Raw genomic sequence first — 23,264 nt, forward strand, 5'->3', positions numbered from 1 at the left:
ATAATGCAATAACAGAAATAGAAGCATTGCGGGTAGCCCGCAATGGCTATTTTAGCAGAGTTAAGAATCCGGAAAAACGCTTTCTGAAGAAAATTTATAGCCTTGTTTTCTCAGGAAAAAAATCTCGCCGGGAATTGCTGATGTATCACGAGACTAAACGCCTATGGTGCCTGAAGCCGGCATCCTGCCGACCTCAGACACCAGGCGCGACGCGCAGGCCGGGGACGCCGACGGCCACCCGGGGCCGGCGGCGCGCCGCTCCAATTGCATCGGACAATCGGGTGGTGCTTACGCCTGGGCCTCGAGGAAGGCCCGCAGCCCCTGCTCCTCATCCTTGGTCAGCGAGGTCTGGATGACCTTGCCCTTGCCCTTGAACTGCTCCAGACCGGCCAGCACCTTATCCGGCGTAACCTTCTTCACCAGGATGAAGACCGCGGCGCAGCCGGGCTGGAACTGCTCGGCCAGGGTCTTCATAAAGGCATCGTCGATCCCCAGGTCGGTAAAGCGCCCGGACAGGGCCCCGGCACCGGCGCCCACGGCCGCCCCCAAGAGCGGGTTCAGGAACAGCATACCGATCAGGAGCCCCCAGAAGCCGCCGGTGGCCGCGCCCATGGCGGTCAGATTCATGGCCTGGTGCAGCTTGATCTTGCCCGCCGCGTCCTTGGTCACGATGACCACGTCTTCCATCTCGATCAGATACTCCTTCTGCATCTGCACCAGCGCGGCGCGCAGTTCAAAGGCCAGTTGTTCCTCGGGAAACGAGACGACGATCAGATTGCTCATGTGCCTGCTCCTCAGTGCTATTGGAAGGTGATCTTGCCGGTGATGATCCGCACATAGGTGGCGATCACGCCGTCACCGGGCTTTAACTTATCCAGCAGTGCCTTGTCCTTGACCGTCAGGGTCACGGTCTTCTCGGGACCGCGCAGCGTGACATGCGAGTTGGCCCGATCGACGGACTCCACCTTGCCGTACAGCTTGAGCTTCTCGGTGATGGTCCCGGCGGGCTTGGAGCCCGGATCGGGCTGCACCTGGGTGTCGCCGATCGCCCCCATAGAGCCGGCGTCGCGCCCCGTCTCCAGATCGACCAGCACCGCCTCGGTGGTGGTGGCGGAGAGCTTGTCACCGATCTTGATCCCGTCGATGCGCTTGACCTCCTTGGGGATATCGACAACCTCGAAGTGACCGTCCGGGACCTTGATGGTCATCTGCCGGGTCTCTTTGTTGACCGCCACGATGGTGCCGGTGATCTCAGTGACGGTCGCCCCGCCGGCAATCGGGGTCGTGGTATCGGCCAGGGCCGACGGGGCGAGGCCCGCGGCACCGACGGCGAGACAGGCGGCCAGGGCCAGGGACAAGGGCTGTTTTTGCATCGGGTGAACTCCTGAAGGGTTTCATTGTTGGTCTGACGTGCGCGCAACACCGGAAACGGTACCCGGGAACCCCGGCCGCTGCAACCGTTGCGACCGCGAAAACCCTCCTGAACAAGATTTAACCTGCCGGAAAGGTCACGGATACGCCGACGCGCCCACAATTCGTACCACCAGAGCGGGTACGGACCACCTGACGGCCATGAAGGGAGCGCCGGCCACCCCGGAAGATGAAAGTCCCCGTGGGAGCGGCTTGCAGCCGCGATGCGACGCCGCGATCACCTGCGACGCCACGGCAGCTTGCCAGGCCCCGTCGCGGCTGCAAGCCGCTCCCACAGGACCGTAGCCGGACTTTCACGTTAAAGCACCCGGTTCCTGACCCCAACTCCAAGACCTGCGCCGATCAATCGGCAGGAACGAAACCCCATGGCGACTGACCATACCAATCAAGTCCGCACCCACCGGACCCCGACGCATCACGGTAAGACCCTGGCCCGCGGCGCGCTCGCCGCCGCCGTCGCACTCGCCCTGGCGATCGGCGGCGGCGTTGCCGCCCAAGCCCCGGCGCCGCCCGCCGCCACGACCGGCGCGGCCGCCGTCGTCGCACCCTCCATGCCGAGCTTCGCCGACGTGGCCGAGCGGGTCGCCCCCGCCGTCGTCAACGTGACGGTCGTTGCGGCGGGTATGCCGGAGCAACGGTCGCGCGCGCACCCGGGTCTTCCCGAGGGGGCGCCGATGGACGAATTCTTCAAACGCTTCTTCGAGCAGCCAGGCATGCCGCACGGGGCGCCCGGCGGCCGTCCCGCCCAGGGTGCCGGCTCGGGCTTCGTGGTCGACGCCACGGGGCTCGTGGTTACCAACAATCATGTAATCGACGGTGCCAATGAGATCACCGTCACCCTGAACGACGCCACCAAGCATAAGGCCACCGTCGTGGGCCGGGACGAGAAGACCGATGTGGCCCTGCTCAAGATCGACGCGGGCCACCCCCTGCCCTTCGTCGATCTGGCCGACTCCCGATCGGTGCGGGTCGGAGACTGGGTGCTGGCGGTCGGTAACCCCTTCGGCCTGGGCGGGTCCGTCACCGCCGGCATCGTCTCGGCGCGCGGGCGTGACATCAACTCCGGCCCCTATGACGACTACATCCAGATCGACGCCCCCATCAACCGCGGCAACTCCGGTGGTCCCCTGTTCGACGGCTTCGGCCGGGTGATCGGCGTCAACACGGCCATCTACTCACCCACCGGCGGTAACGTCGGCATCGGTTTCGCGATCCCCGCGGAGACGGTCAAGACGGTGGTGGCGGAACTGCGCACCGGCGGTCACGTCGAGCGCGGCTGGCTCGGGCTCCAGATCCAGCCGGTGACCGAGGAGATCGCCGCCGCGCTGGGCCTTACGGGCACCGCTGGCGTCCTGGTGGCCGACATCCTGCCGGACGGCCCCGCCGCCGGCAGCGAGCTCAAGCCCGGTGACGTGATCCTCAAGGCCGGCGGCCAGACCATCAAGGACTACAAGGAACTGCCCAAGCTGATCGCCGCCACCAAGGCCGGGACCGCGATGAAACTGGAACTGGTGCGGGCCGGCACCCCGCAGGAGATCACCCTCAAGGTCGGCGCCATGCCCGGCAACGAGCCCCAGGCCAAAAATGACGACCAGGGCGCCGGCGACCAGGGCCGTGCCCAACTCGGGCTCGCCCTGGCGCCGCTCACCCCCGAGGTCCGGCGCGAGTTGGGACTGCCCCCCGATGCCCGCGGCGTCTTCGTCGCCCGGGTCCAGCCCGGGAGTCCCGCCGATGAGGCCGGGATCGAGGCCGGCAGCCTGATCTCCATGGTCGGCGGTCAGTCGGTCAGCACCCCCGCCGAGGTCACCGAGGCAGTGCGCGCCGCCACCGCCGCCAAACGCGGCGCCGTCATGCTGCGGGTCGAGAAGGACGGCCGCCCAATGTTCGTTGCGGTACCCTTCAAGACCTGACGCGGCGCGCCCGCAACCAGTGTCTTGACGATGCGCCCCGGACCGGGAGTCCCCCCACCCGGAACCCGTTTCAGCCATCCCCGGCCATGGACGGCCATTTTTCCCGGTATCATCCACCCATGCGAGTCCTGTTGATCGAAGACGACCGTCAAGTGGCGGAGTACCTGCGCAAGGCCCTGGGCGAGGCCGGCGCGGTCACCGACCATGCCGCCGACGGCCGCGAGGGCCTGCTCATGGCGGCGAGCGGCGACTATGACGCGCTCATCCTGGACCGGATGCTCCCGGGCCTGGACGGACTCGCCATCCTGCGCACCCTGCGCGCCTCCGGCAACCAGACCCCGGTGCTGATCCTCTCCGCCCTGGGGGAGGTGGACGACCGGGTCGACGGGCTGCGCGCCGGCGGTGACGACTATCTGGTCAAACCCTTCGCCTTCTCCGAACTGCACGCACGCCTGGAGGCCCTGTTGCGGCGCGGGGCGGTCGACGCACCCGAGACCCGCCTGCGCGTCGCCGACCTGGAGATGGACCTGCTTAAACGCGAGGTCACCCGCGCCGGACGCCCCATCGCGCTCCAACCGCGGGAGTTCCGCCTGCTGGAATACCTGCTGCGCCACACCGGCCAGGTCGTCACCCGCACCATGCTGCTGGAACAGGTCTGGGACTACCACTTCGACCCCCAGACCAACATCATCGACGTCCACATCAGCCGCCTGCGCGGCAAGATCGACCGCGAATTCGACACCCCGCTCCTGCACACCGTGCGCGGCGCGGGGTATATGCTGCGCGCGCCCTGACCCTATCGTTGTCGTTGTCGTTGTCGTTGTCGTTGTCGTTGTCGTAATCGAATAATCCGACCACGATTACGACAACGACAACGTACTCGGGATCTCGGTCACTACATCAGTTTCGATCGCACCCACGAGGGAATCCAGGGCGTTACGATAACCTCGATTACGATTACGATTACGATTACGACAACGACAACGACAACGACAACGACCGCGACGCCGAAGGCATTCCCCAATTGACTTGTTCACTTGCATGATCTCCCCCCCAATCACCCCCACCGACGCCGGCCGGCGCCGCCATGACCCGTGGGCGCGCACCGCCAAGGTCCTGAAGAGCTCCAGCTTCCGCATCACCCTCTTCTACATGCTCATGCTGTCCGCCTCGGTCGCGGTCCTGCTGGGCTTCATCTACTGGTCCACCGCCGGCTTCATGGACCGCCAGACCGACGCCACCATCGGCGCCGAGATCCAGGGGCTGGCCGAGCAATACCGCCAGCGCGGGCTGCCGGGCTTGAGCACCGTGATCCGCGAGCGCTTCGCCCAGGACCCGACCGGGGCCGCGGTCTACCTGCTGGCCGACCAGACCTTCACGCCCCTGGTCGGCAACCTCGACCGCTGGCCCGCCGGGTTGCCGGACGCCAACGGCTGGATGCACTTTCGGCTGCGCGAGCGCGGCCCGGACCACGCCGAGGAACACGCCGCCCGCGGCCAGGTATTCCGCCTGCATGGCGACCTGCTGCTCTTGGTCGGGCGCGATGTCCGCGACCTGGAGCGCACCCGCCACCTGATCCTCGACGCCCTGACCTGGGGGCTCGCCATGACCGCAGCACTCGCCCTGCTCGGCGGCTGGATCGTGAGCCACCGCGTCCTGCGCCGCCTGGAGGCCATCAACCAGACCAGCCGCGAGATCATGGAGGGCGACCTGTCACGACGCATCCCCATGCGCGGCAGCGGCGACGACTTCGACCAACTCGCCGCCGGCCTCAACACCATGCTGGCGCGCATCGAATCACTGATGGCCGGGGTCCGCCAGGTCTCCGACAACATCGCCCACGACTTGCGCACCCCGCTGACCCGCCTGCGCACCAAGCTCGAACTGCTGCGCGCCGAACTGGGCGAGGACCACCCGGCCGGCGCCGCGGCGCAGGAGACCATCGCCGACGCCGAGGAACTGCTCACCACCTTCAATGCGCTGCTGCGCATCGCCCGCATCGAGTCCGGCGGACGGCGCGCCGCCTTCGCCTCGGTCGACCTGGTCCCGCTGCTGGCCGATCTGGCCGAACTCTACGAGCCGGTCGCCGCCGAGCGCGGCCAGCAACTCGACCTGCAGGCCCCCGCCAGCGCCTGGGTCATCGGTGATCGCGACCTGCTGTTCCAGGCCCTGGGCAACCTGGTCGACAACGCGGTGAAATACACCCCCGAGGGCGGCCGGGTCGCGCTTGCCCTGCGCGACACCGAGCACACCGTGATCATCGAGGTCGCCGACAACGGCCCCGGCATCCCCGCATCACTGCACACCGAGGTCTTCCGCCGCTTCTACCGCGCCGACCACAGCCGCTCCACCCCCGGCAGCGGCCTGGGCCTGAGCCTGGTGCAGGCCGTCATCCAACTGCACAGCGCCACCATCGAACTCCAGCCCAACGGCCCCGGGCTGCGCGTGCTGGTGCGCCTGGAGCGCGCCGCGGCGCCTGAGACCCTGCCGGAACGGCCGCTGCCGGCCGAGCGTTGATTGCGCGGCGCAAACATCGGATGCACACGAACATGCGTAAAGTTCCTGATACCCGCTAGACTTTCGGTCGAGTTCCAGGCCCGGCCGGGACGGGCGCGCAAGCGGGCCAAGGTCGTGCGAGCCGCGGCCCGCCGCGCGCGCGATCCACCGCTGCAGAAGCCCGGGCTGGGGCCGGTGTCAAAGCCATTCTCGCCAGGATTCAGATATGGAGGTGCGCAGTGTCCGCGAATACGAAGCCCGACGACCAGAAACCCACGACCTTTGAAACCCAATTGGAACACGAACTCCGCGCCGTCGCCTGGACGCGCCAAGACATCACGAACGCAAGAAATCCGCAAAGGCCACCGCCAGAACAGGACGACTCCGAACCACCGTCGAAGGGACCTCCGCCATCACCAGCCAGTCCGCAAGGGACACGGCCAGAACCGGGCCGCTGCGTCTACGACCGGGCCTTCGACAGCAACCTGCTCGGGCTGGCGTTCTCAGGCGGCGGCATCCGCAGCGCCACCTTCCATCTCGGCGTCATTCAAGGTCTGGCCAAGCTGCGGCTGCTGCATCGTGTCGACTACCTGTCCACGGTCTCCGGCGGCGGCTATATCGGCGGCTGGCTCACCTCATGGGTGCATCGCCGGGCCGGCGACATCCGCCCCGGCATCCTCGCCGTGGAAGACGCGCTGTGCGGGCCCCGGCCGTCCACGGACAGCGCGGCGTCGCCCCCCGAACCCCGCCAAGTGCGCTGGCTGCGCGAGTTCAGCAACTACTTGACGCCGCGGGTGGGGGCACTCAGCACCGATACCCTGACCGCGGTGGCCACCTATATCCGCAACCTCATTCTCAACCAAACGATCCTCGTTGCCTTCGGCGCCGCGCTGCTGGTTTTGCCCTGGTTCCTCTGTGCCTTATTGCCCCTCTTGAGTGACGGCTGGCTCGAGTTCTGGTTCCTATCCGCCGCCTTGCTGCTCTTCATCGGTTCCTTTCTGGCCGGGCATGAGACGCTGCACGCCCAACGCGGGCGTTGCGCCGCGGGCACCTGCCCGGATACCGACCAGAAAACACCGCGCGTTTATTGGGTCCTGTTCTCGTGCTTTGCGGCGGCGGCCGCTCTCGGCGGCATCGCGATCACCTACAGACCCGAGCTGGCAGGCGGGGGCGGGGCAATACTTTACGGCTGCGCCTACGGCCTCGGCACGTCGGCGGGCTGGTGGCTGGGGATGCACCGCTGCAAGGACGAAGCCCCTGATCCCGATGATCCCGAGCGCGACAAGCGTTGGCGCTGGCTGCCGGTGTGGACCATGGTCGCAGCCGCGGGACTCGGCTTCATGGTCTATCTCTGGGCCGACTTCCTATGGGGCGACTTCGTCGCCGTTACGCCTCATCGCCTTGAAGACCCGTCTCATCATGTGTTTTTCGCTGTCACGCTGGGTCCCCTGGCCCTCCTGGGCGCCATCCTGCTCACCACCACACTGCATCTGGGTCTCAGCGGCCGGCGCCTGCGCGAAGCGGCGCGCGAGGTCTGGAACTGCCATGGCGCACATCAATTGCGCTTTGGGATCATCTGGCTGGCCCTCACGGGTTCGGCACTCTTCGGCCCCCTGGCCCTGATGCTGACCAACACCTGGGTGGCCGCGGCGGGGGGCCTCACCTGGGTCGTGACGACCATCGCCGGGGTCCTGGCCGGCGCCAGTGAAGCCACCGGCGTCAAGACCACCAGCCGGACGGCCGAGCTCGCCGCACGGATTGCCCCCTTCGTATTCGTCCTGGGAGTCCTGTTGGCATTGTCCTATGCGGTGTACCAGACCATGTGGTGGACCTGGGACAAAGACTTGCCGCAACCGTGGCAAACAAGCCCCGCAACGCGAAAAAGTGTGTGTGAATCCGCCGCGGGGGGGGCCGTCTATCAAGTCGCCATCAAGCTCGGCAGCGATGTCGCGTCAGGCACGGTATCCGATGCGCCAGCGGCAACCTACAACTGCCTGCGGGGCTATGTCGAACAGAGTGTCAGGCTGCTCAAGGCACCCGCTAACAATAACCAGGAGAGCGCCGCGCGGCCCTACCCGAAGGCCTTGTCGCTGTTCCTGGCCATTGGCGCCTTACTGCTGGTGGCGACCATAATGAGCTGGCGGGTGGACATCAACGTCTTCAGCCTGCACATGTTCTACCGCAATCGCCTCGAACGCTGCTTCATGGGGGCAAGCAACCTCGCAACGGGGCGCCGCCACCCGCTCACCGGATTGGACCCGACCGATGCACCCAAACTCAAGGACTTGGTGGCCGCGTGGCCGCCGCACGACGGGAACGTCAACGCCTGGCTCGCTCAGCGCCCCTTCCCGATCGTGAACACGGCACTCAATATCACCTCAGCCCAAAATCTCGCCTGGCAGGAGCGCAAGGCCGCCTCCTTCACCTTCACACCGATGTTCTGCGGGTACGAACTCGAAGAGCCCGATGGGCGGCTGCAATCGTGCTACCAGCGCACCCGCGACTATCTGGGCGGCTATCTGGGGTGGATCTCGTTCGGCCTGCCGATCACGGTCTCCGGCGCTGCGGCGAGCCCCAATGGCGGCTACCACACCAATCCGGCCACCGCTTTCCTGATGACCGTCTTCAACGTGCGGCTCGGCTGGTGGATGCCCAATCCACGCTACCTCAGCCAGTGGCACAAGACCGGCCCCAGACTGTCCCTGCTGCTGCTCCTGGAGGAGCTATCCGGAATGAGCAGCGACCGCTGCAAGTACGTATACCTGAGCGACGGCGGACATTTTGAAAACCTCGGGATCTATGAACTGGTCCGCCGCCGCTGCCGCTATATCATCGCCGGCGACGCCGGCTGTGACCCCACGTTCGGTTTCGAGGACCTGGGCAATGCCGTGCGCAAGTGCAAGATCGACCTCGGCATCGATATCGACATCGATCCCCGCGCAATCCGGCCCGATGCGACGACCGGCTACAGTGCATTTCACTGCGTGGTCGGCCGTATACACTACGAACAAGCGGACCAGGCCGCACGCCCCGGCTTCCTCGTCTACCTGAAATCGTCACTCACCGGCGAGGAACCGGCCGACGTCCTGCAGTATGCCGCGGCGCAACGGCATTTCCCCCATGAGAGCACCGCGGATCAGTCCTACACCGAGTCTCAGTTCGAGAGTTACCGCAAGCTCGGACTGCACGTCGCCTGGTCGGTGCTTGCTGACGCGGTCGCCGAGCACCGGAGCCGAAACGCGGATGGCGCGCTGGACATGGAGGAGCTATTCACCACGCTCACCGAGATCTGGTACCCGCCCAGTGCGCAAGTGCAGACCTCCTTCGCCAAATACGGCGAGGCGATCGAGGCGATCTTCGCGACCCTTCGCAAGGACCTCGACCTGGCGTTCCTGGACGAGCAGTTCTATCCCGAGTGGCGGCACCTGATGAATGCGGGGCCGGGCCAGGAAGCGGCCCCGACCACGCGGCTGTTACCGGACCAACCGGCGCAGGTGCGGGCGGGATTCTATTTTTGCAGCCAGCTCCTGCAACTCATGGAGAACGTCTATGTCGATCTCAACCTGGAGACGCAGTACGACCACCCGGACAACCGCGGCTGGATGAACCTGTTCCGGCACTGGTCCTGGGCGCAGATGTTCCAGGTGACCTGGGCCATCTCGGCAAGCACCTACGGTATCCGCTTCCAGCGGTTCTGCCGGCGGCGCCTGAGCCTCTCCCTGGGAACGGTGGCCAGCCGCGCTCCCGTGCCTTTCCACGACCTGGAACAACACGCCGAACTCAACTTCGTTGAGCTGGACCTGGTACGCCGTATCGTCGCTGGGTGTTTCCCGGATTGCCCGAACACCCCGCGTGTCGTTCAGCTCGTACTCCAGGTATTCGGCCCGCTCGCCGAGAAAGACAAGCCGGCGTTTTCGTATCCATTTGCCTTTGCCCTGATCGACGGAAGTGAGGACGAACCCCTGCTCGTCTATTACCGGGTCCAAGACCACCTGCGCGCCACCGGGCTCGGCCGCATGGGACTGTCCGTATTACTGGAGGAAGGCACGGTCAAGGGCGTCGTGGGCCTTGATGATAAGTCCGCCAAAGACCGTCCGGTCGATGGAGTTGTACAGGCGAAAGGTCATGTTCTGCAGGAGGTCAGCGGCCTCGGGGCTGACCGAGGTGGGTCAAACGATCAAGGCCGCAGCGCGCGTGAGGCGGATTGCAAAGCGCAGTTGATGAAAGCCATCCCGGACACGGACTACCCGGCCTTGTATCGTCTGTGGAACTCGGTCGTCACCGCGGCCCAGGAACGCGGCGGAACCCGCGAGATCGACCGACGGGTCTGATTCGCGCCGGCCTGAAGTGATGGGCGCATGGACGCGCCCGCGGACCATCAGTAGCCGCGGCAGGCGGCAGGGCTGGAGCAGAGGGCGAAGGCGATGGAACCCGCAACCTGGACCGACCGCATCACCGCCTGGCGCGCCGCGCCCGATGGCGCGCGGGCGCGTGCCCGCTGGGAACGCATCCCGGACAACGTCGCGCAATCCATGGCGTTTGAGCGCGAACCGGCCATGACGCCGCGGGCCGGGCGAGCGGCCGGCCCCGCGGCCGCACCGGACCTCGGCGCGCGCTGAGGGCGGACCGGGTAGGGTCCGCGGTGCGGACCGACGCCCGTGCCGAGCCGAAAAAACTCGCGCCCGACCGGTCACCCGGAGTACAACGCCTGAACCTTGCCGGCGCCCGCCCAGGCGCCATCGAGGTCTTCCCAAGGCCGGCCGAAAACGGGTGCCCCCATGGACAAAGTCGAACGCCTCTACCACCTCGACCGCCTGCTGGCAGGCCGCCGCACCGCCCTGCCACTGGCCGCCATCATGGCCGAACTCCAGTGCTCCGAATCCTCCGCCCGCCGCACCATCGACGAGCTGCGCGAGCACTACCAGGCCCCCCTCATCTACGACCGGCCCGCCCAGGGCTGGCGCTACGACACCCGGCACGGCGAGCATCCGGTCCAACTCCCCGGCCTCTGGTTCAGCGACACCGAACTGCACGCGCTCCTCACCGCCCACGAGATCCTGGGCGCCATCCCCCCCGGCCTGCTCCAGGACGACCTCGCCCCCCTCACCGCCCGCATCCACGCCATCCTCGCCCGCCGCGGTCTCGCACCCGACCAACTCGCCCGGCGTATCCGCCTCATCCCCATCGGCGCCCGCCCCTTGAGCCCCCGCGGCTTCGGCGTCATCGCCACCGCCCTCCTCCAGCGCCGCCGCCTGCGCATCCACTACCGCGCCCGCACCAGCCCCCACAGCGGCACCCGCGAGGTCTCCCCCGAACGCCTCACCTGGTACCGCAACAACTGGTACCTCGACGCCTGGTGCCACCAGGCCGACGGCTACCGCCGCTTCGCCTGCGAATGCATCGCCGACCCCCAGGCGCTCGCCACCCCCGCCGAAGACTGCGGCGAGGCCGAGCTCGACGCCTACTTCGCCGACGCCTACGGCATCTTCGCCGGCCCCGCCCCCCACACCGCCGTCCTGCGCTTCAGCCCCGCGCGCGCCCGCTGGGTCGCCGACGAGCAATGGCACCCCGACCAGCAGGGCCAACGCCTCCCCGACGGCCACTACGAACTGCGCCTGCCCTACGGCACCGCCACCGAACTGCTCATGGACATCCTGCGCCACGGCCCCGAGGTCCAGATCCTGAGCCCCCCCGAACTCATCGATGCCGCCCGCGACCTCCTCGCCCGCACCCTCGCCCAATACGACTGACCGCGCCGGCGCCGCAGCCCAAGCGCCTGGAGTCCAAGGCTTCAGCCTTGGAGCGCGCCAAGGCTGAAGCCTTGGACTCCAGGCAGAGGCGACGCGCTCGGCGAGTGCACCTTAACTTAATGGGTATGACCAGGGGCCAGGCACTGGGCAACGCCACCCCAGCCCGGTCCCGGCTCGATCCGCGCCTCCGTGGGGATTGGCAACCGACACGGCGCAGGAAAGACGCATACTTATCGACCTGCATGTACGTCACCGGAAACCCCCATGGCAACCAAGCTGACACTACGCATCGACGCGGAGCTGATCGCCCAGGCCAAGTCCTACGGCCGCACCCAAGGCAAGTCAGTCTACCGGCTCGTCGCCGACTACTTCGCCGGCCTCGCGGAGCAAGAGGCCCCGCGGGAAGCCGCCCGCGACACCCCAGCGACACCCCTGGTCGATTCACTGCGCGGGGTCCTCAAGGAAACGAGACTGGGCCGTGAAGACTATCTCCGGCACCTGGAGCAGAGGCATCGTTAGAGGATTCTTGAGCTCCGCGCGCCACCTGGTCAGGTTCTGACAAGGTGACCGTCGCATACTCTCGCCCGCCCCCCGGGAAACGCCCGTCGGCGGTCGACCGGGACCCGGGCCAACCGCGGACACCTACCGCCGCGCAGCGCAACTCAGTACGATCGGCACTAAAGCCGCGGCAAGCGGCAGGACTGGAGCAGCGGGAAAGCGCGATGGAACTCGAAACCTGGACTGACCACATCACCGCCTGGCGCGCCGCCCCTGGTGCTGCGCGGGCGCGCGCCCGCTGGGAACGCATCCCGCGCAACGTGGCGCAGTCCATGGCGTTCGAGCGCGAACCGGTACCATTGCGCACCCTGGAAGAATGGCACGCCGCCCAAGACGGCCCGGACCCCGCGCGGTCCAACGAATCGCTGCCCAACCCAAGCGACCGCCCAAGCGCCGTCGCCCGCCAGGTCCTCGCCCTGGAGCAACAGATCGAGCAGGCACAATTCGACGCCCAGCCCCTCGACGACCAACTGGTGCGCGACCTGCACCGCACCATCTGCGAACCCGTCGCCCCGCACCTCGCCGGCTGGCGCCGCAGCGCGGTCGCCGTCGGCGGCCACATCGCCCCCGACTGGCCGCTGGTCCCCGCCCTCATGCGCGACTACGGCCGCGACCTTGCGGCACGCATCGCCGCCCACGGGTTAGCGCCCAGCGAGCGACTCATCGAAACACTCGCCTTCGCCGAAGGCCGGTTGCTCGCCATCCACCCCTTCGCCGACTACAACGGCCGCGTCACGCGGGTGTTCTTGCGCCTGCTGCTGCGTCGGCTGGAACTTCCGCCGGTCCGGTTGGCAGCGGGCGAGGACGAACGCGGTGAGTACCTCGCGGCGCTGGGTGCGGCGGATCGCAGTGATTGGACTGCGTTGATGGGCATTTGGACGTGGCGGATCGCAGATGCAGCGACGACATGCGAAGATATAGCGTCGCCTAGGAACTCTGCGCCAAGCCGACCGGCACCTTTCGGACATGAAGCAAGTCTGACGCCATGGAGTAATTGCCCCAGATGACTTTCCAAGCCAACTTCACCGCGCTTGCCGGATTCCCGCCGATGTCCTGGCAAGTCCGGCTTTTTCACGACTGGCTGGCGCGCGGTGCGCTGCCGTCCGGCGTCGATATTCCCACGGGCCTCGGCAAGACCACGATCATGGCCTTGTGGCTGATCGCCCGCGCCCAGGGCGCCCGGCTGCCGCGACGCCTCGTCTATGTGGTCGACCGCCGTGCCGTAGTCGATCAAGCGACCAGCTTCGCGGAGACCCTTCGGGCTAGTCTTGACGCCGAAGCCAAAGGACTTAAGGGGTCGCTGGGATTGGCTGGCCGTTCCCTTCCCATTTCGACACTACGCGGCGCCCACATCGACAATCGCGAGTGGCTGGATGACCCAAGCGCTACCGCAATCATCGTCGGAACCGTCGATATGATCGGCTCGCGTCTGATGTTTGAAGGTTTCGGGGTGTCACGCAAGATGCGCCCATACCATGCCGGGCTGCTCGGCGCCGACGCTCTCGTAATCCTCGACGAGGCACATCTGGTCCCGCCCTTTGAAAAACTCCTGGAGAGCATCGAAACCAATCCAAGCCAATACGCGCCAATCGAAGAAGCCCACAGGGCACTGATCCCTCGCTTCAAACTCGTCTCGCTATCTGCCACCGGACGGGAACGCCTGGGTGACGTCTTCTCCCTCCAGGAGAGCGATCTGGAAGAGCCGCATCTTGCGACGCCCATCACCCTGACGCGCCTCAATGCAACGAAGCGAGTAACGCTTCGTCCCGCCGGAGAAAAAGACCTCCCGGAACGTCTCGCGGCTGAGGCATGGCAGATCTCACGCAGCGCTCAGGAGCACATCCGTTGCATCATTTATTGCAACAAGCGCGAGACGGCGAAAGCAACCAAGGCCGCCCTCGATAGACTCGTCAGCGATCTGAGGAAGAAAGACCCCGGTCATAGCCGTATCGACACCGAGCTATTTGTCGGCGCCCGACGCAACTGCGAGCGCGAGAAAGCGGCGAAGAGGCTTGCGGATCTGGGTTTCATAGCAGCCCCATCGGGTAATCGCAACGGCACGGCATTTCTCGTCGCAACCTCCGCCGGCGAAGTGGGCGTCGACCTGGACGCCGATCATATGGTCTGCGACCTCGTGGCCTGGGAGCGTATGGTCCAGAGGCTCGGGCGGGTGAATCGACGTGGCTTGGGCGATGCTACCGTCATCGTACTAGACCCGATCCCAGCGAAGGAAAAGAAGGCGGATACCCCCGCCCCTGCTGACCTCCGGGCCATCAAACAGCACGAAGCCCTGCTAGCCCTACTTCACTCCTTACCCAAATATGAAGACGGCTCGGCAGATGGAAGTCCTAACGCACTAAGGGCACTGAAACGATGTGAAAACCTGCGGCTCTTGATTTCTGAGGCGACCTCGGCTGCTCCCCTACGGCCAGCCCTCACTCGCGCGCTCGTCGATGCCTGGTCTATGACCTCGCTCAAGGAGCATACGGGACGGCCTGACATCGACCCCTGGCTCAGAGGCTGGGTCGAGGACAGGCCAAGTACGGCGATCATTTGGCGGCGGTATCTTCCGATCCGGGCCAGTGAGCACCCGGTCGAGCCATCTGAGATTGAGGATTTTTTTGAAGCAGCGCCTCCACACGCCAGCGAGATCCTCGAGACGGAAACCTGGCAAGTCGTCGATTGGCTTATGAGCGTCGCGGCGAAACGGAGCGGAAAGGCGAAGAACCTCGCAGACAACAATGGTTCTCTCGATGGCGAACTTGACACTGTCCACGAAGGTGACGAGCGAGCAAGTCTCCCCGCAGCCGCCCTGCGCAGTGACGAGGTGATCGCCATAGCACTTTCCCCAGCAGGAGACCTTCGGCAACGATATGGCCTTAAAGACCTCATTTCCGCGGACAAGAAGATTGAAACATCAATCCGGGATCGCCTTAATCGATCGCTCGCGGGCGCGACCCTCGTGGTCGACGCCCGCCTTGGCGGGCTTACCAGCGACGGCCTGCTAAGTGAGCACGACACCACTGATTCCCCAAATACGGCTGACGGTGCCGACAACTGGATGGCATTGCTCGAGAACACGCCGACCGCCAAGAGGGCCGAATCTGTCGAGCCGCCCCTTATCCGCTTCAGGCTCCGCAGCGTAGCGGCTACCAACCCTGTCGTATCAGAGGACAATAGGCATTGGCGGGAGCGCCTCCGCTTTTCGGCTGAGCGGTCCGACGAAGGCGAAACGCTGCGCTGGCTGGTGGTCGATAAGTGGCGCTACGATGCAGCCAATGAACACGACCGGTCCGTCGGTCCATCGCAGAGCCTTGACGCGCATCGCAGCGCCGCGGCCGCGAAGGCGCGGGAAATCGCCAGTCGCATTGGCCTACCCAGGCTCGAAGCGCAGGCCCTTGAGATTGCGACCCGTCTGCATGACGAGGGTAAACGCGCCGAACACTGGCAGCGCGCTTTCAATGCCCCGCGCCAAGGCGGCCCCTATGCGAAGACCGAGGGACCCTGTAATATCAGGCTCTTAAACGGCTATCGCCATGAGTTCGGATCGCTACGATACGCTGAAGCCGACCCTGAAGTGCAAACTCTACCCGCTGATCTGCAGGAGTTAGTCCTGCACCTGATCGCAGCGCACCATGGACAGGCTCGTCCGCTCATACGAACGAGCGGATGCGATGATGGACCACCATCCACGCTCGAAGCGCACGCCTGCAAGGTTGCTCTAAGGTTCGCCCGGCTGCAGAAGCGCTGGGGACCTTGGGGACTTGCTTGGTGGGAGTCACTGCTGCGCGCGGCCGACCAACAAGCATCGCGGGAGAACGATTGCCAGATGAAAGACAAAAAGCGGGAGAGCCCCTAGTGACCGACTCATCTATCCCCATCGATCTGCGCAATCCCGGGCAGGTTCTTGCCTGTTTAGGTTTCCTGGAAGCAGCAGAACTGTATTGCGGTAACGCCGAGGGTTGGTTCAACTGGCGGGACGCCTCCGACACTCGCTTCTGCCTTCGCACAGACGTAGAAGCGAATCCGTTTGCTTTAGTTCTTGACGCTATCACTGCGTCCGACATTACGTGCTATGCACCCTGCGGATATTCTGAAGCCGATGAACCGGGAGACGCGGAAACGTGCGGCATACCTGGAGAGTTGCTCGCGCGACCATCGATCCTACTATCTGATTCTTTTCCATCTGGTAAAGGAAACCCTATGGAACTGCCGATCATTTTGAAGGCAGCCGAACAGCCGGCGCTTGAACTTTCACATTGGACCGACGGTTCAAGCCGGGAAACGTTCAAGTTGTATTCTGGTAACCGCTCGGCCTTTGGAATAGCCAAATCCATGCTGTCGGGAACCCGGCACAAACCAAAAAGGGGTCAATCCATTGGCGACGTCAAGACAAAGGGCGTTTCTCAGCTTTGGCTGGAGCAGCGAACTGCACTGTTGGAACATCCCTTTGATGTTGTGACTCCAATGGGCGGAAGTTTTAACCTTGACCCGAGGGGTGCGTGGACTGCCATTGATGCCGGTTACTCTCCCAATGCGCAGAAGCATCAAGTTGCAGCGTCTCCAATTGTTGAACTTTTCGCAGCTATCGGCTTGGAGCACGCAAGGCCGTACGTGTATGGAGTTCGCAAGGTTCAATATGTGGTGTGGGGCTGCCCCCTCCCAGCAATGATGGCAAGACCGGTGATGTCTGGCGGCATCCCAGCTTTGCCGCATAGGCGCTTCGGATTTGAGCTTGCCCTTTCCGGCAAGAACAAAGTCGTAACGTTTTCAGAAGAGGAAATCGTACCGTGAACGAAACCATCACCCTTACCGACCAGTCCATCAGCAGTTGGGCAGACGACATTAAGGGCCCTGTCGCCTTGCACCTAAAGCAGAAACTGTTGTCCGTCGAAGGAGACGGCGGCGTTATCTTTCCACCAACCTATGCGGACATCGGCTACAACATTGATATTCTCGCTGACGGGACGCGGGTCGCGACTATCGACAGCGTTGGGTCCCAAGCCAATCGGTTAGAGCCAATCTTCAAGGCAAGCGACGCCGATGAAACAGAAAACCCACTCGCCAGCCTGGTTCCACAGATCAGAATCGGCTACGGAAGTGCGAAATTCGTTTCGATTCTTGACGTCGGGCATCGGCTCGGCGACGCACTCATTCGTTCATCAAACCTTAAGGATAGGGCGAACGCAGCCTTCCTGAGTTTCCTCGAGACTGGCGATGCGACCGGCATCGCTACACTGGCGCCCACATCACTGGTGTTCGGAGTCTGGGATTCCCGCGACACGCAAGCCAAGCTTCCGCGGATACTTCAGTCGGTAATCCGCGCCTGGGATGTCGATGAGCTTAAGCGCTCGGCACAGTACAATCCCCCGATAGATTATTCCGCACTCGACGTATTTAGTGAAGAGGACAAGGTAAAGCAAGAAGGGGATGCAAAGAGCCCTCTTGCAAAGCGTGGGTTCGTTCACGTTCCGGCGGGGCGAGCTCTCGGCGGCGTTCTAGTCCGCGGTGCAATTGAGCGGCACATAACGATCAACCTAATTGCACTTCGTCGTCTCAAGGGAACGGAGGAGAACACGAGGAGTCTTAGACGCTACATTTTAGGCTTGGCCTTGGTCGCTGCCACTGAGCCTCTCGACGGCTTTCTTCGGCAGGGTTGCCTCCTTACACCTGATCCATCAGTTCCAGCAAAATGGGAAGCTGTCGGCCGCGACGGCGCCCGTCTCCCGGTGAAGTTGGATCAGACCGCCGCGCTTAGGTACGCTCAGAGCATTCGTAAAAGTATTCAACTCTGTTCGGATGAAACATTTCTCTTTTCTAAGGATTTAGCACACGCAGATCTTCAGGATGTGTTAGCCCAAAGCGGGGCCAAGAGCGTCAAGAAAAGGAGTGGGAAAGGCGCTCCCGACGGGGCCACGACAGAGGGGTAGCCATGGTTCAAGCACTCTTGATATCAGTTCGCTTCCTCGACGGACGTTTCCATGGCGTTGGTGAATGGCCGCCAGCTCCGGCACGTCTTTTTCAGGCCCTGATTTGCGGCGGAGCTCGCGGCGGGACTCTGCCAGAGGACGCTCGGGCTGCGCTAGCATGGCTCGAGCGTCTAACGGTTCCAGTGATTGCCGCACAGAAGGGAACGAGAGGGCAGCACTACACGATGTTTGTTCCAAACAACGACCTTGATAGCGTGGATGGTGATCCCCGGGACATTGGGAAAATCCGAGCAGGTAAGCTTGTTCACCCGTGGCTCTTTGACGCTGCAATGCCATTTTTTTATGGCTGGCTGTACGACGCAGACGACGACCAAGCATCTAACGCAAACGTCATCTGTAACCTCGCGGGCGAAGTCTACCAGTTTGGCCGGGGCGTGGATGTAGCCTGGGCTTCGGGCGAGGTGATCGACGAACCCGATCTGACCGATCGGCTCGCACGATATCAGGGCACTCTGTTTCGGCCAACGGCCAGCGGTCAAGGCACTTTTCTCGATTGCCCGGCAATTGGTTCACTCGCCAGTCTCGAAGCGCGTTTCGCCGCCGGGAGGCAGCGATTCACTTTTCACAATGAGGGACATAAGACGAACGTCCTTTTCTCTCAGGCCCCAAAGGCACATTTTCGGTCGGTCGCATACGATAGCCCACCTTCCCGGTGGCTCTTTGAACTCAGGTCGACTGCAGCGGATGCGTCCTTCGCTCCCTGGCCACAGGAGCACGCGGCTGCGCTAGTGGTTCAGTTGCGAGATGCTGCAAATCAGCGGCTTGCGGATAGCCTACCAGATCGCGCTGCGCTGATCGAGCGGGTACTGATTGGTCGGAGCGCGAGCGAAGCCGACAAGGGTTCGCGGGTCCGTATCGTCCCGCTACCTTCTATCGGTCACGTCCACGCCGATCGGGGCATCCGTCGCGTCTTGGTAGAAGCCCCGACCGGTTGCGAGATCGGGGCCGAAGACATCGCTTGGGCCTTTTCCGGGCTTCAGGTCAGCCTGTCGATCGATGTGGAAAGCGGCGAGATACTGGAGGAAACGCGGCTAGTCCGAACAATCGATTTGAACATGCTGGACCACTTCGGGGTCGCGTCGGATAAACCTAACCGCCTCTGGCGGACGGTGACACCCGCCGCGCTTCCTGGACGCGCGGCACGGCGCCGAATCGAACCAGGCAGCCTGCGCGAAGAGGCGAAGGGCGGAGAAGAGCGACTGCAAGAGCATGGACGGGCCTCGACGGCCGTGCTCCAGGCGCTACGGCACGCCGGAATCAGGGCCAAAGTCGCCTCGATCCGTCTCCAACGCGAGGCTTTCGCCGCCAAAGGTGCGCGCGCCGAGGCGTTTTCTCCCGGTACCCGCTTTGCGAAGGAGCGTTTATGGCATGTGGAAGTCCAGTTCATCGATCCGGTCGAGGGACCTCTGATCATCGGCGATGGGCGTTACCTGGGTCTTGGGTTAATGGAGCCGGTTCGGCGGGCAACGGAGGCATTCTCATTTTCGATCGTCGATGGGTTGGCGTTGCATGTCAATCCGGAAGAAGTGGCCCGAGCACTGCGGCGAGCAGTCATGTCCCGTGTGCAGGAGCGACTGGATAGAGGCGCTCGACTGCCGGCATTCTTCTGCGGGCATACCCCCAGCGGTGAACCGTTGCGCGAGGGGAACCATGCACATCTTGCCTTCGCTGCGGACCTTCGGCGAAGTCGGCTACTCGTTCTGGCACCGCACCTGATCGAGGCCCGCGCCCCGACTCGTCAAGAGCGAGGTTACCTGGAGACACTAGACGCCGCAATTGAAGGGCTTACGGATTTGCGCGCCGGAGCGGCTGGACGACTTTTGCTGGAGCCGCTTCCGGTCATGCCCGACGAAGATCGCCTGTTCGCCCCGTCGCAGCACTGGGAGAGTGTGACGGACTATCGCCCGACACGCCATGCCAAGCGGGTCGGGCCGGCCGATGCACTCGTGATTGACGTGTTGGCCGAAATGCGGCGTCAAGGCAGGCCCGAGCCGCAGGTCGAGGTCCTGGAGGTGCGAGACGGACAACGAGGTGGATTCGCTGGTCGGCTTCGACTTCGATTCAAGGTTGCGCAAGCCGGGCCGATTCTCATCGGCCGGTCACGGCATTTCGGGGGCGGGCTGTTTCAGTCGGTCGGTTGAGCGCTTCGCGGAGTCCTCGCCTACCGCGCGGTCCCTGGTCCGCACAGCGGACCCTACGGGCTCGCGGCCAAACCCCGGGGCGCGTTGGGTGGAACGGGCACCGCCCGCGAGAATGGTGATCAAGGCGCGGGTGACGCGATGCATCACCCCACGCTCCGGCCGGTTCCAAGCCCATGCCGTTGAGTTTAGAGTGAAAGTCGCGCAGCGACGCGGTGGAAGCGGCGTCAGCCGCGACGGGCCGAGTGGGGAACGCGGCGGCGGAGTGCGCCGCGGCGCCGCATCGCGGCCGGAGATCGCTCCCACCTGGGCCTTTCATATTCCGGGGTGCCGGCCAAGCCCGCATAGCCGTTAGCCGGGCCGACTGCCAGACCCGGACAGACCCCGTAGGATGGGTAGAGCGCAGCGAAACCCATCGATTGCGCCGCTGCACCGGACCGACCGCCAGGCAGTGCGTCACCCCGGCGCCTTGATACGACAACAGGTTCACCCTAACCGCGGTCCCCATCCGCGGCCCATCGCCGCCCGCTGGCGGCGCCGACGCTGGGGCGGACTTCACACCCGCCCGCCGCGGCGGCGCCACCGCCACCGCCACCGCGGCCCCCACCGGCGGCCACCCGCCGCCATCCATGACAGACGGAGTCGACCATGGCCCATGAAGAGCACGCCGAGCAACTTGATCTGGAGCTTCCCTTCCCCGAAGTAGATTTTTATAGATAAACAGAGATTTCAGTGAACAGTTATAAGCCCCCGCCTGGCCTACCTGGAGTGGGTGCAGGGGGAGTGGGAGGACTCCAGCGACACGGTCGAGGGCCGCCATATCCACCGCCGGGTCGACAAACCCGGCGGCAAGCTTCCCACGGCCGCGGAACTCGCCAAGCCCAAGGCGGCCGCGGACGAGGGCGAGACCATGGAGAAGATCCACGCCCGCTCCATCACCCTCTCCTCCAGCCGGCTCGGCCTCATCGCCCGCCTCGACCTGCTCGAGGGCGAGGGTCTGCGCGTCACCCCGGTCGACTACAAACGCGGCAAACGCCCCCACGTCCCGCACGGCGCCTATGACCCGGAGCGGGTGCAACTGTGCGTCCAAGGGATGATCCTGGCCGAGCACGGCTACCAGTGCGAGGGCGGTGTCCTGTACTTCGCCGCCAGCCGCGAGCGGGTCAACGTGCCATTCACCGACGAACTGCGCCAACTCACCAGAAAGGCCATCGACGGCCTGCGCTTCGTCGCCGCCGGCGGGACCATCCCCGCCCCGCTGGAAGACAGCCCCAAGTGCCCGCACTGCTCCCTGGTCGGCATCTGTCTGCCCGATGAGATCAGCTTCTTCCGCGGCGCCGACATCGCCTCCCGCCCGCTGGTCGTCGGGCTGGACAGTTCCCTGCCGGTCTATGTCCAGGCCTTCCACGCCAAGGTCGCCAAGGCCGGCGAGTGTCTGGAGATCTTCATCGACGACGACAAGGTACAGACGGTCCGACTCATCGACTGCTCGCAGTTGGCCGTCTTCGGCAACGTCTACGTCACCACCCCGGCCCTGAATGAACTGATGTCGCGCGGCATCACCATCAGTTGGCACAGCCACGGCGGCTGGTTCCTGGGCCACACGATCGGCACCGGCCACAAGAACATCGAACTGCGCCGCGCCCAGTTCCGCGCCGCCGACGATCACGGCTTTTGCCTGCGCCTCGCCAAAGGACTGATCGACGCCAAGATCCGCAACGCCCGCACCCTGCTGCGCCGCAACTGGAAGACCGGCGAGGCCCCCGCGGAGCTGCTGGAGGCGATGAGCGGCGACACCCGCCGCCTCACCCGCGCGCCCGACCTGGAAACCCTGCTCGGGATCGAGGGCAGCGCCGCCGCCCGCTACTTCGGCAACTTCAGCAACCTCATCAAAAACACCGGCGAGGAGGAAGGCTTCACCTTCGACTTCAAGACCCGCACCCGCCGCCCGCCGACCGACCCGGTCAACGCCATGCTCTCCTACGCCTACGCACTGCTCGTGCGCACCTGGGTCGTCACCCTCTCCGCCGTCGGCCTCGACCCCTACCTGGGCTTTTACCACCAGCCCCGCTACGGCCGCCCCGCCCTCGCACTCGACCTGATGGAGCCCTTCCGACCGCTGATCGCCGACTCCACCGTCATCCAGGCCATCAACAACGGCGAGGTCCGACCCACCGACTTCGTCCAGGCCGGCGGCAGCGTCAACCTCACCAACGACGGGCGCAAACGCTTCATCGGCACCTTCGAGCGCCGCATGGCGCTCGAGATCACCCACCCCCTGTTCGGGTACCGCGTCAGCTACCGGCGACTGCTCGAACTCCAGGCCCGCCTGCTCGCCCGCCACCTGCTCGGAGAACTACCGGAATACCCCAACTTCACCCCGCGCTGACCCCAGGAGGCCCCCATGGACCAACGTCTCTACATCGTCGCCTACGACATCTCCGACCAGGGCCGCTGGCGCCGCATTTTCAAACTCATGAAAGGCTACGGCGAATGGGTCCAACTCTCCGTCTTCCAGTGTCGGCTCACCGCCCGGCAACATGCCGAGCTCGTCGCCCTCCTGGACGGCATCATCAACCACGACGAAGACCACATCGTGTTGCTCGACCTGGGCGTCGCTGATAATGTCATCCCCCGGGTCGTCAGCCTTGGCAAAGCCGAGTTTGTCACCATCGAACACGAAGCCGTGATCGTCTGACCCCGCCGTCGCCCCGCGAGCGCTCCAGTGGTGCGCCAAACCCCGGGAGCGCTCGCAAAAATCCGCTCTTTAAAAATCAGCAAACTGGGTTACAATCATGTTGCCGTGCATGACGAGCGGAGCGACAGCCCCAGCTCCGGGCGGGGAGCCCTCGCAAAGCGCCCCGCAGCCCGCGTCACGCGCGGGCTCCGGCGCGGGCCCTTTCCGCGGCGAATTCGCCGCGGCCTCATTGAAGCCTGACGGAGATTCGTCCGTATCAGTCACCAGAGCCCGCCTTTCCGCGGCGAATTCGC

16 protein-coding genes are annotated in these 23,264 nt (G+C 64.7%); 14 read left to right on the forward strand and 2 right to left on the reverse strand.

The features are described from left to right. Window positions 1–288: 288 nt before the first annotated feature. Together QZY48_RS16620 and QZY48_RS16625 are read right to left on the reverse strand one after the other, a co-directional pair. Complete coding sequence (locus QZY48_RS16620; RefSeq protein ID WP_295432942.1) at window positions 289–783, reverse strand: DUF1269 domain-containing protein; 495 nt, start codon at window positions 781–783, stop codon at window positions 289–291. Between the two features lie 17 nt (window positions 784–800). Beyond that, window positions 801–1,373 carry a hypothetical protein gene (locus QZY48_RS16625; RefSeq protein ID WP_295432945.1) on the reverse strand — a complete coding sequence of 191 codons (573 nt, stop codon included), beginning with the start codon at window positions 1,371–1,373 and terminating at the stop codon, window positions 801–803. Between the two features lie 423 nt (window positions 1,374–1,796). Here QZY48_RS16625 and QZY48_RS16630 point away from each other — a divergent pair, with 423 nt between their 5' ends. The 14 genes from QZY48_RS16630 (at window position 1,797) to cas2 (ending at window position 22,971) form a co-directional block, all read left to right on the forward strand. After that, window positions 1,797–3,341, forward strand: a complete 1,545-nt coding sequence (locus tag QZY48_RS16630; RefSeq protein WP_295432947.1) for a Do family serine endopeptidase — start codon at window positions 1,797–1,799, stop codon at window positions 3,339–3,341. Window positions 3,342–3,460: 119 nt separating this feature from the next. Further along, on the forward strand, window positions 3,461–4,135 hold the full coding sequence (locus QZY48_RS16635; protein ID WP_295432950.1) for a response regulator transcription factor: 675 nt from the start codon (window positions 3,461–3,463) through the stop codon (window positions 4,133–4,135). A gap of 247 nt (window positions 4,136–4,382) precedes the next feature. After that, entirely contained in the window at window positions 4,383–5,858 is a 1,476-nt protein-coding gene (locus QZY48_RS16640; protein WP_295432953.1) for a HAMP domain-containing sensor histidine kinase, read from the forward strand. Between the two features lie 218 nt (window positions 5,859–6,076). Beyond that, window positions 6,077–10,168 carry a patatin-like phospholipase family protein gene (locus tag QZY48_RS16645; protein WP_295432956.1) on the forward strand — a complete coding sequence of 1,364 codons (4,092 nt, stop codon included), beginning with the start codon at window positions 6,077–6,079 and terminating at the stop codon, window positions 10,166–10,168. A gap of 93 nt (window positions 10,169–10,261) precedes the next feature. Continuing rightward, complete coding sequence (locus QZY48_RS16650; protein ID WP_295432959.1) at window positions 10,262–10,456, forward strand: hypothetical protein; 195 nt, start codon at window positions 10,262–10,264, stop codon at window positions 10,454–10,456. Window positions 10,457–10,615: 159 nt separating this feature from the next. Beyond that, a complete protein-coding gene (locus tag QZY48_RS16655) occupies window positions 10,616–11,587 on the forward strand; it encodes a WYL domain-containing protein (protein ID WP_295432961.1) in 972 nt (323 codons plus the stop codon). 264 nt (window positions 11,588–11,851) lie between these two features. Further along, window positions 11,852–12,106: a DUF6364 family protein gene (locus tag QZY48_RS16660; protein WP_295432963.1), complete on the forward strand. Its 255-nt coding sequence runs from the start codon at window positions 11,852–11,854 to the stop codon at window positions 12,104–12,106. 203 nt (window positions 12,107–12,309) lie between these two features. Continuing rightward, window positions 12,310–13,152, forward strand: coding sequence for a Fic family protein (locus QZY48_RS16665; RefSeq protein WP_295432966.1), 843 nt, complete (start codon window positions 12,310–12,312; stop codon window positions 13,150–13,152). Next, the gene (gene cas3u / locus QZY48_RS16670) at window positions 13,149–16,004 is read left to right on the forward strand and encodes a type I-U CRISPR-associated helicase/endonuclease Cas3 (protein WP_295432968.1); all 2,856 of its coding nucleotides are present in this window, start codon (window positions 13,149–13,151) and stop codon (window positions 16,002–16,004) included. The genes QZY48_RS16665 and cas3u overlap by 4 nt, the downstream gene beginning before the upstream one ends. After that, window positions 15,968–16,939, forward strand: a complete 972-nt coding sequence (gene cas8c, locus QZY48_RS16675; protein WP_295432971.1) for a type I-U CRISPR-associated protein Cas8c — start codon at window positions 15,968–15,970, stop codon at window positions 16,937–16,939. The genes cas3u and cas8c overlap by 37 nt, the downstream gene beginning before the upstream one ends. Then, complete coding sequence (cas7u, locus tag QZY48_RS16680; RefSeq protein ID WP_295432974.1) at window positions 16,936–18,075, forward strand: type I-U CRISPR-associated RAMP protein Csb1/Cas7u; 1,140 nt, start codon at window positions 16,936–16,938, stop codon at window positions 18,073–18,075. Before cas8c ends, cas7u begins: the two co-directional genes overlap by 4 nt. Window positions 18,076–18,077: 2 nt before the next feature. Beyond that, a complete protein-coding gene (gene csb2 / locus QZY48_RS16685; RefSeq protein ID WP_295432976.1) occupies window positions 18,078–20,276 on the forward strand; it encodes a type I-U CRISPR-associated protein Csb2 in 2,199 nt (732 codons plus the stop codon). A 769-nt stretch (window positions 20,277–21,045) separates the two neighbouring features. Further along, the gene (gene cas1, locus QZY48_RS16690) at window positions 21,046–22,662 is read left to right on the forward strand and encodes a CRISPR-associated endonuclease Cas1 (RefSeq protein WP_295432978.1); all 1,617 of its coding nucleotides are present in this window, start codon (window positions 21,046–21,048) and stop codon (window positions 22,660–22,662) included. A 15-nt stretch (window positions 22,663–22,677) separates the two neighbouring features. Beyond that, window positions 22,678–22,971 (forward strand): CRISPR-associated endonuclease Cas2, encoded by a 294-nt coding sequence (gene cas2 / locus QZY48_RS16695; protein ID WP_295432981.1) that lies wholly within the window; start codon window positions 22,678–22,680, stop codon window positions 22,969–22,971. The last annotated feature ends 293 nt before the right edge of the window (window positions 22,972–23,264 follow it).

This window comes from uncultured Thiodictyon sp. (genome assembly GCF_903828115.1).
Taxonomy (GTDB): domain Bacteria; phylum Pseudomonadota; class Gammaproteobacteria; order Chromatiales; family Chromatiaceae; genus Thiodictyon.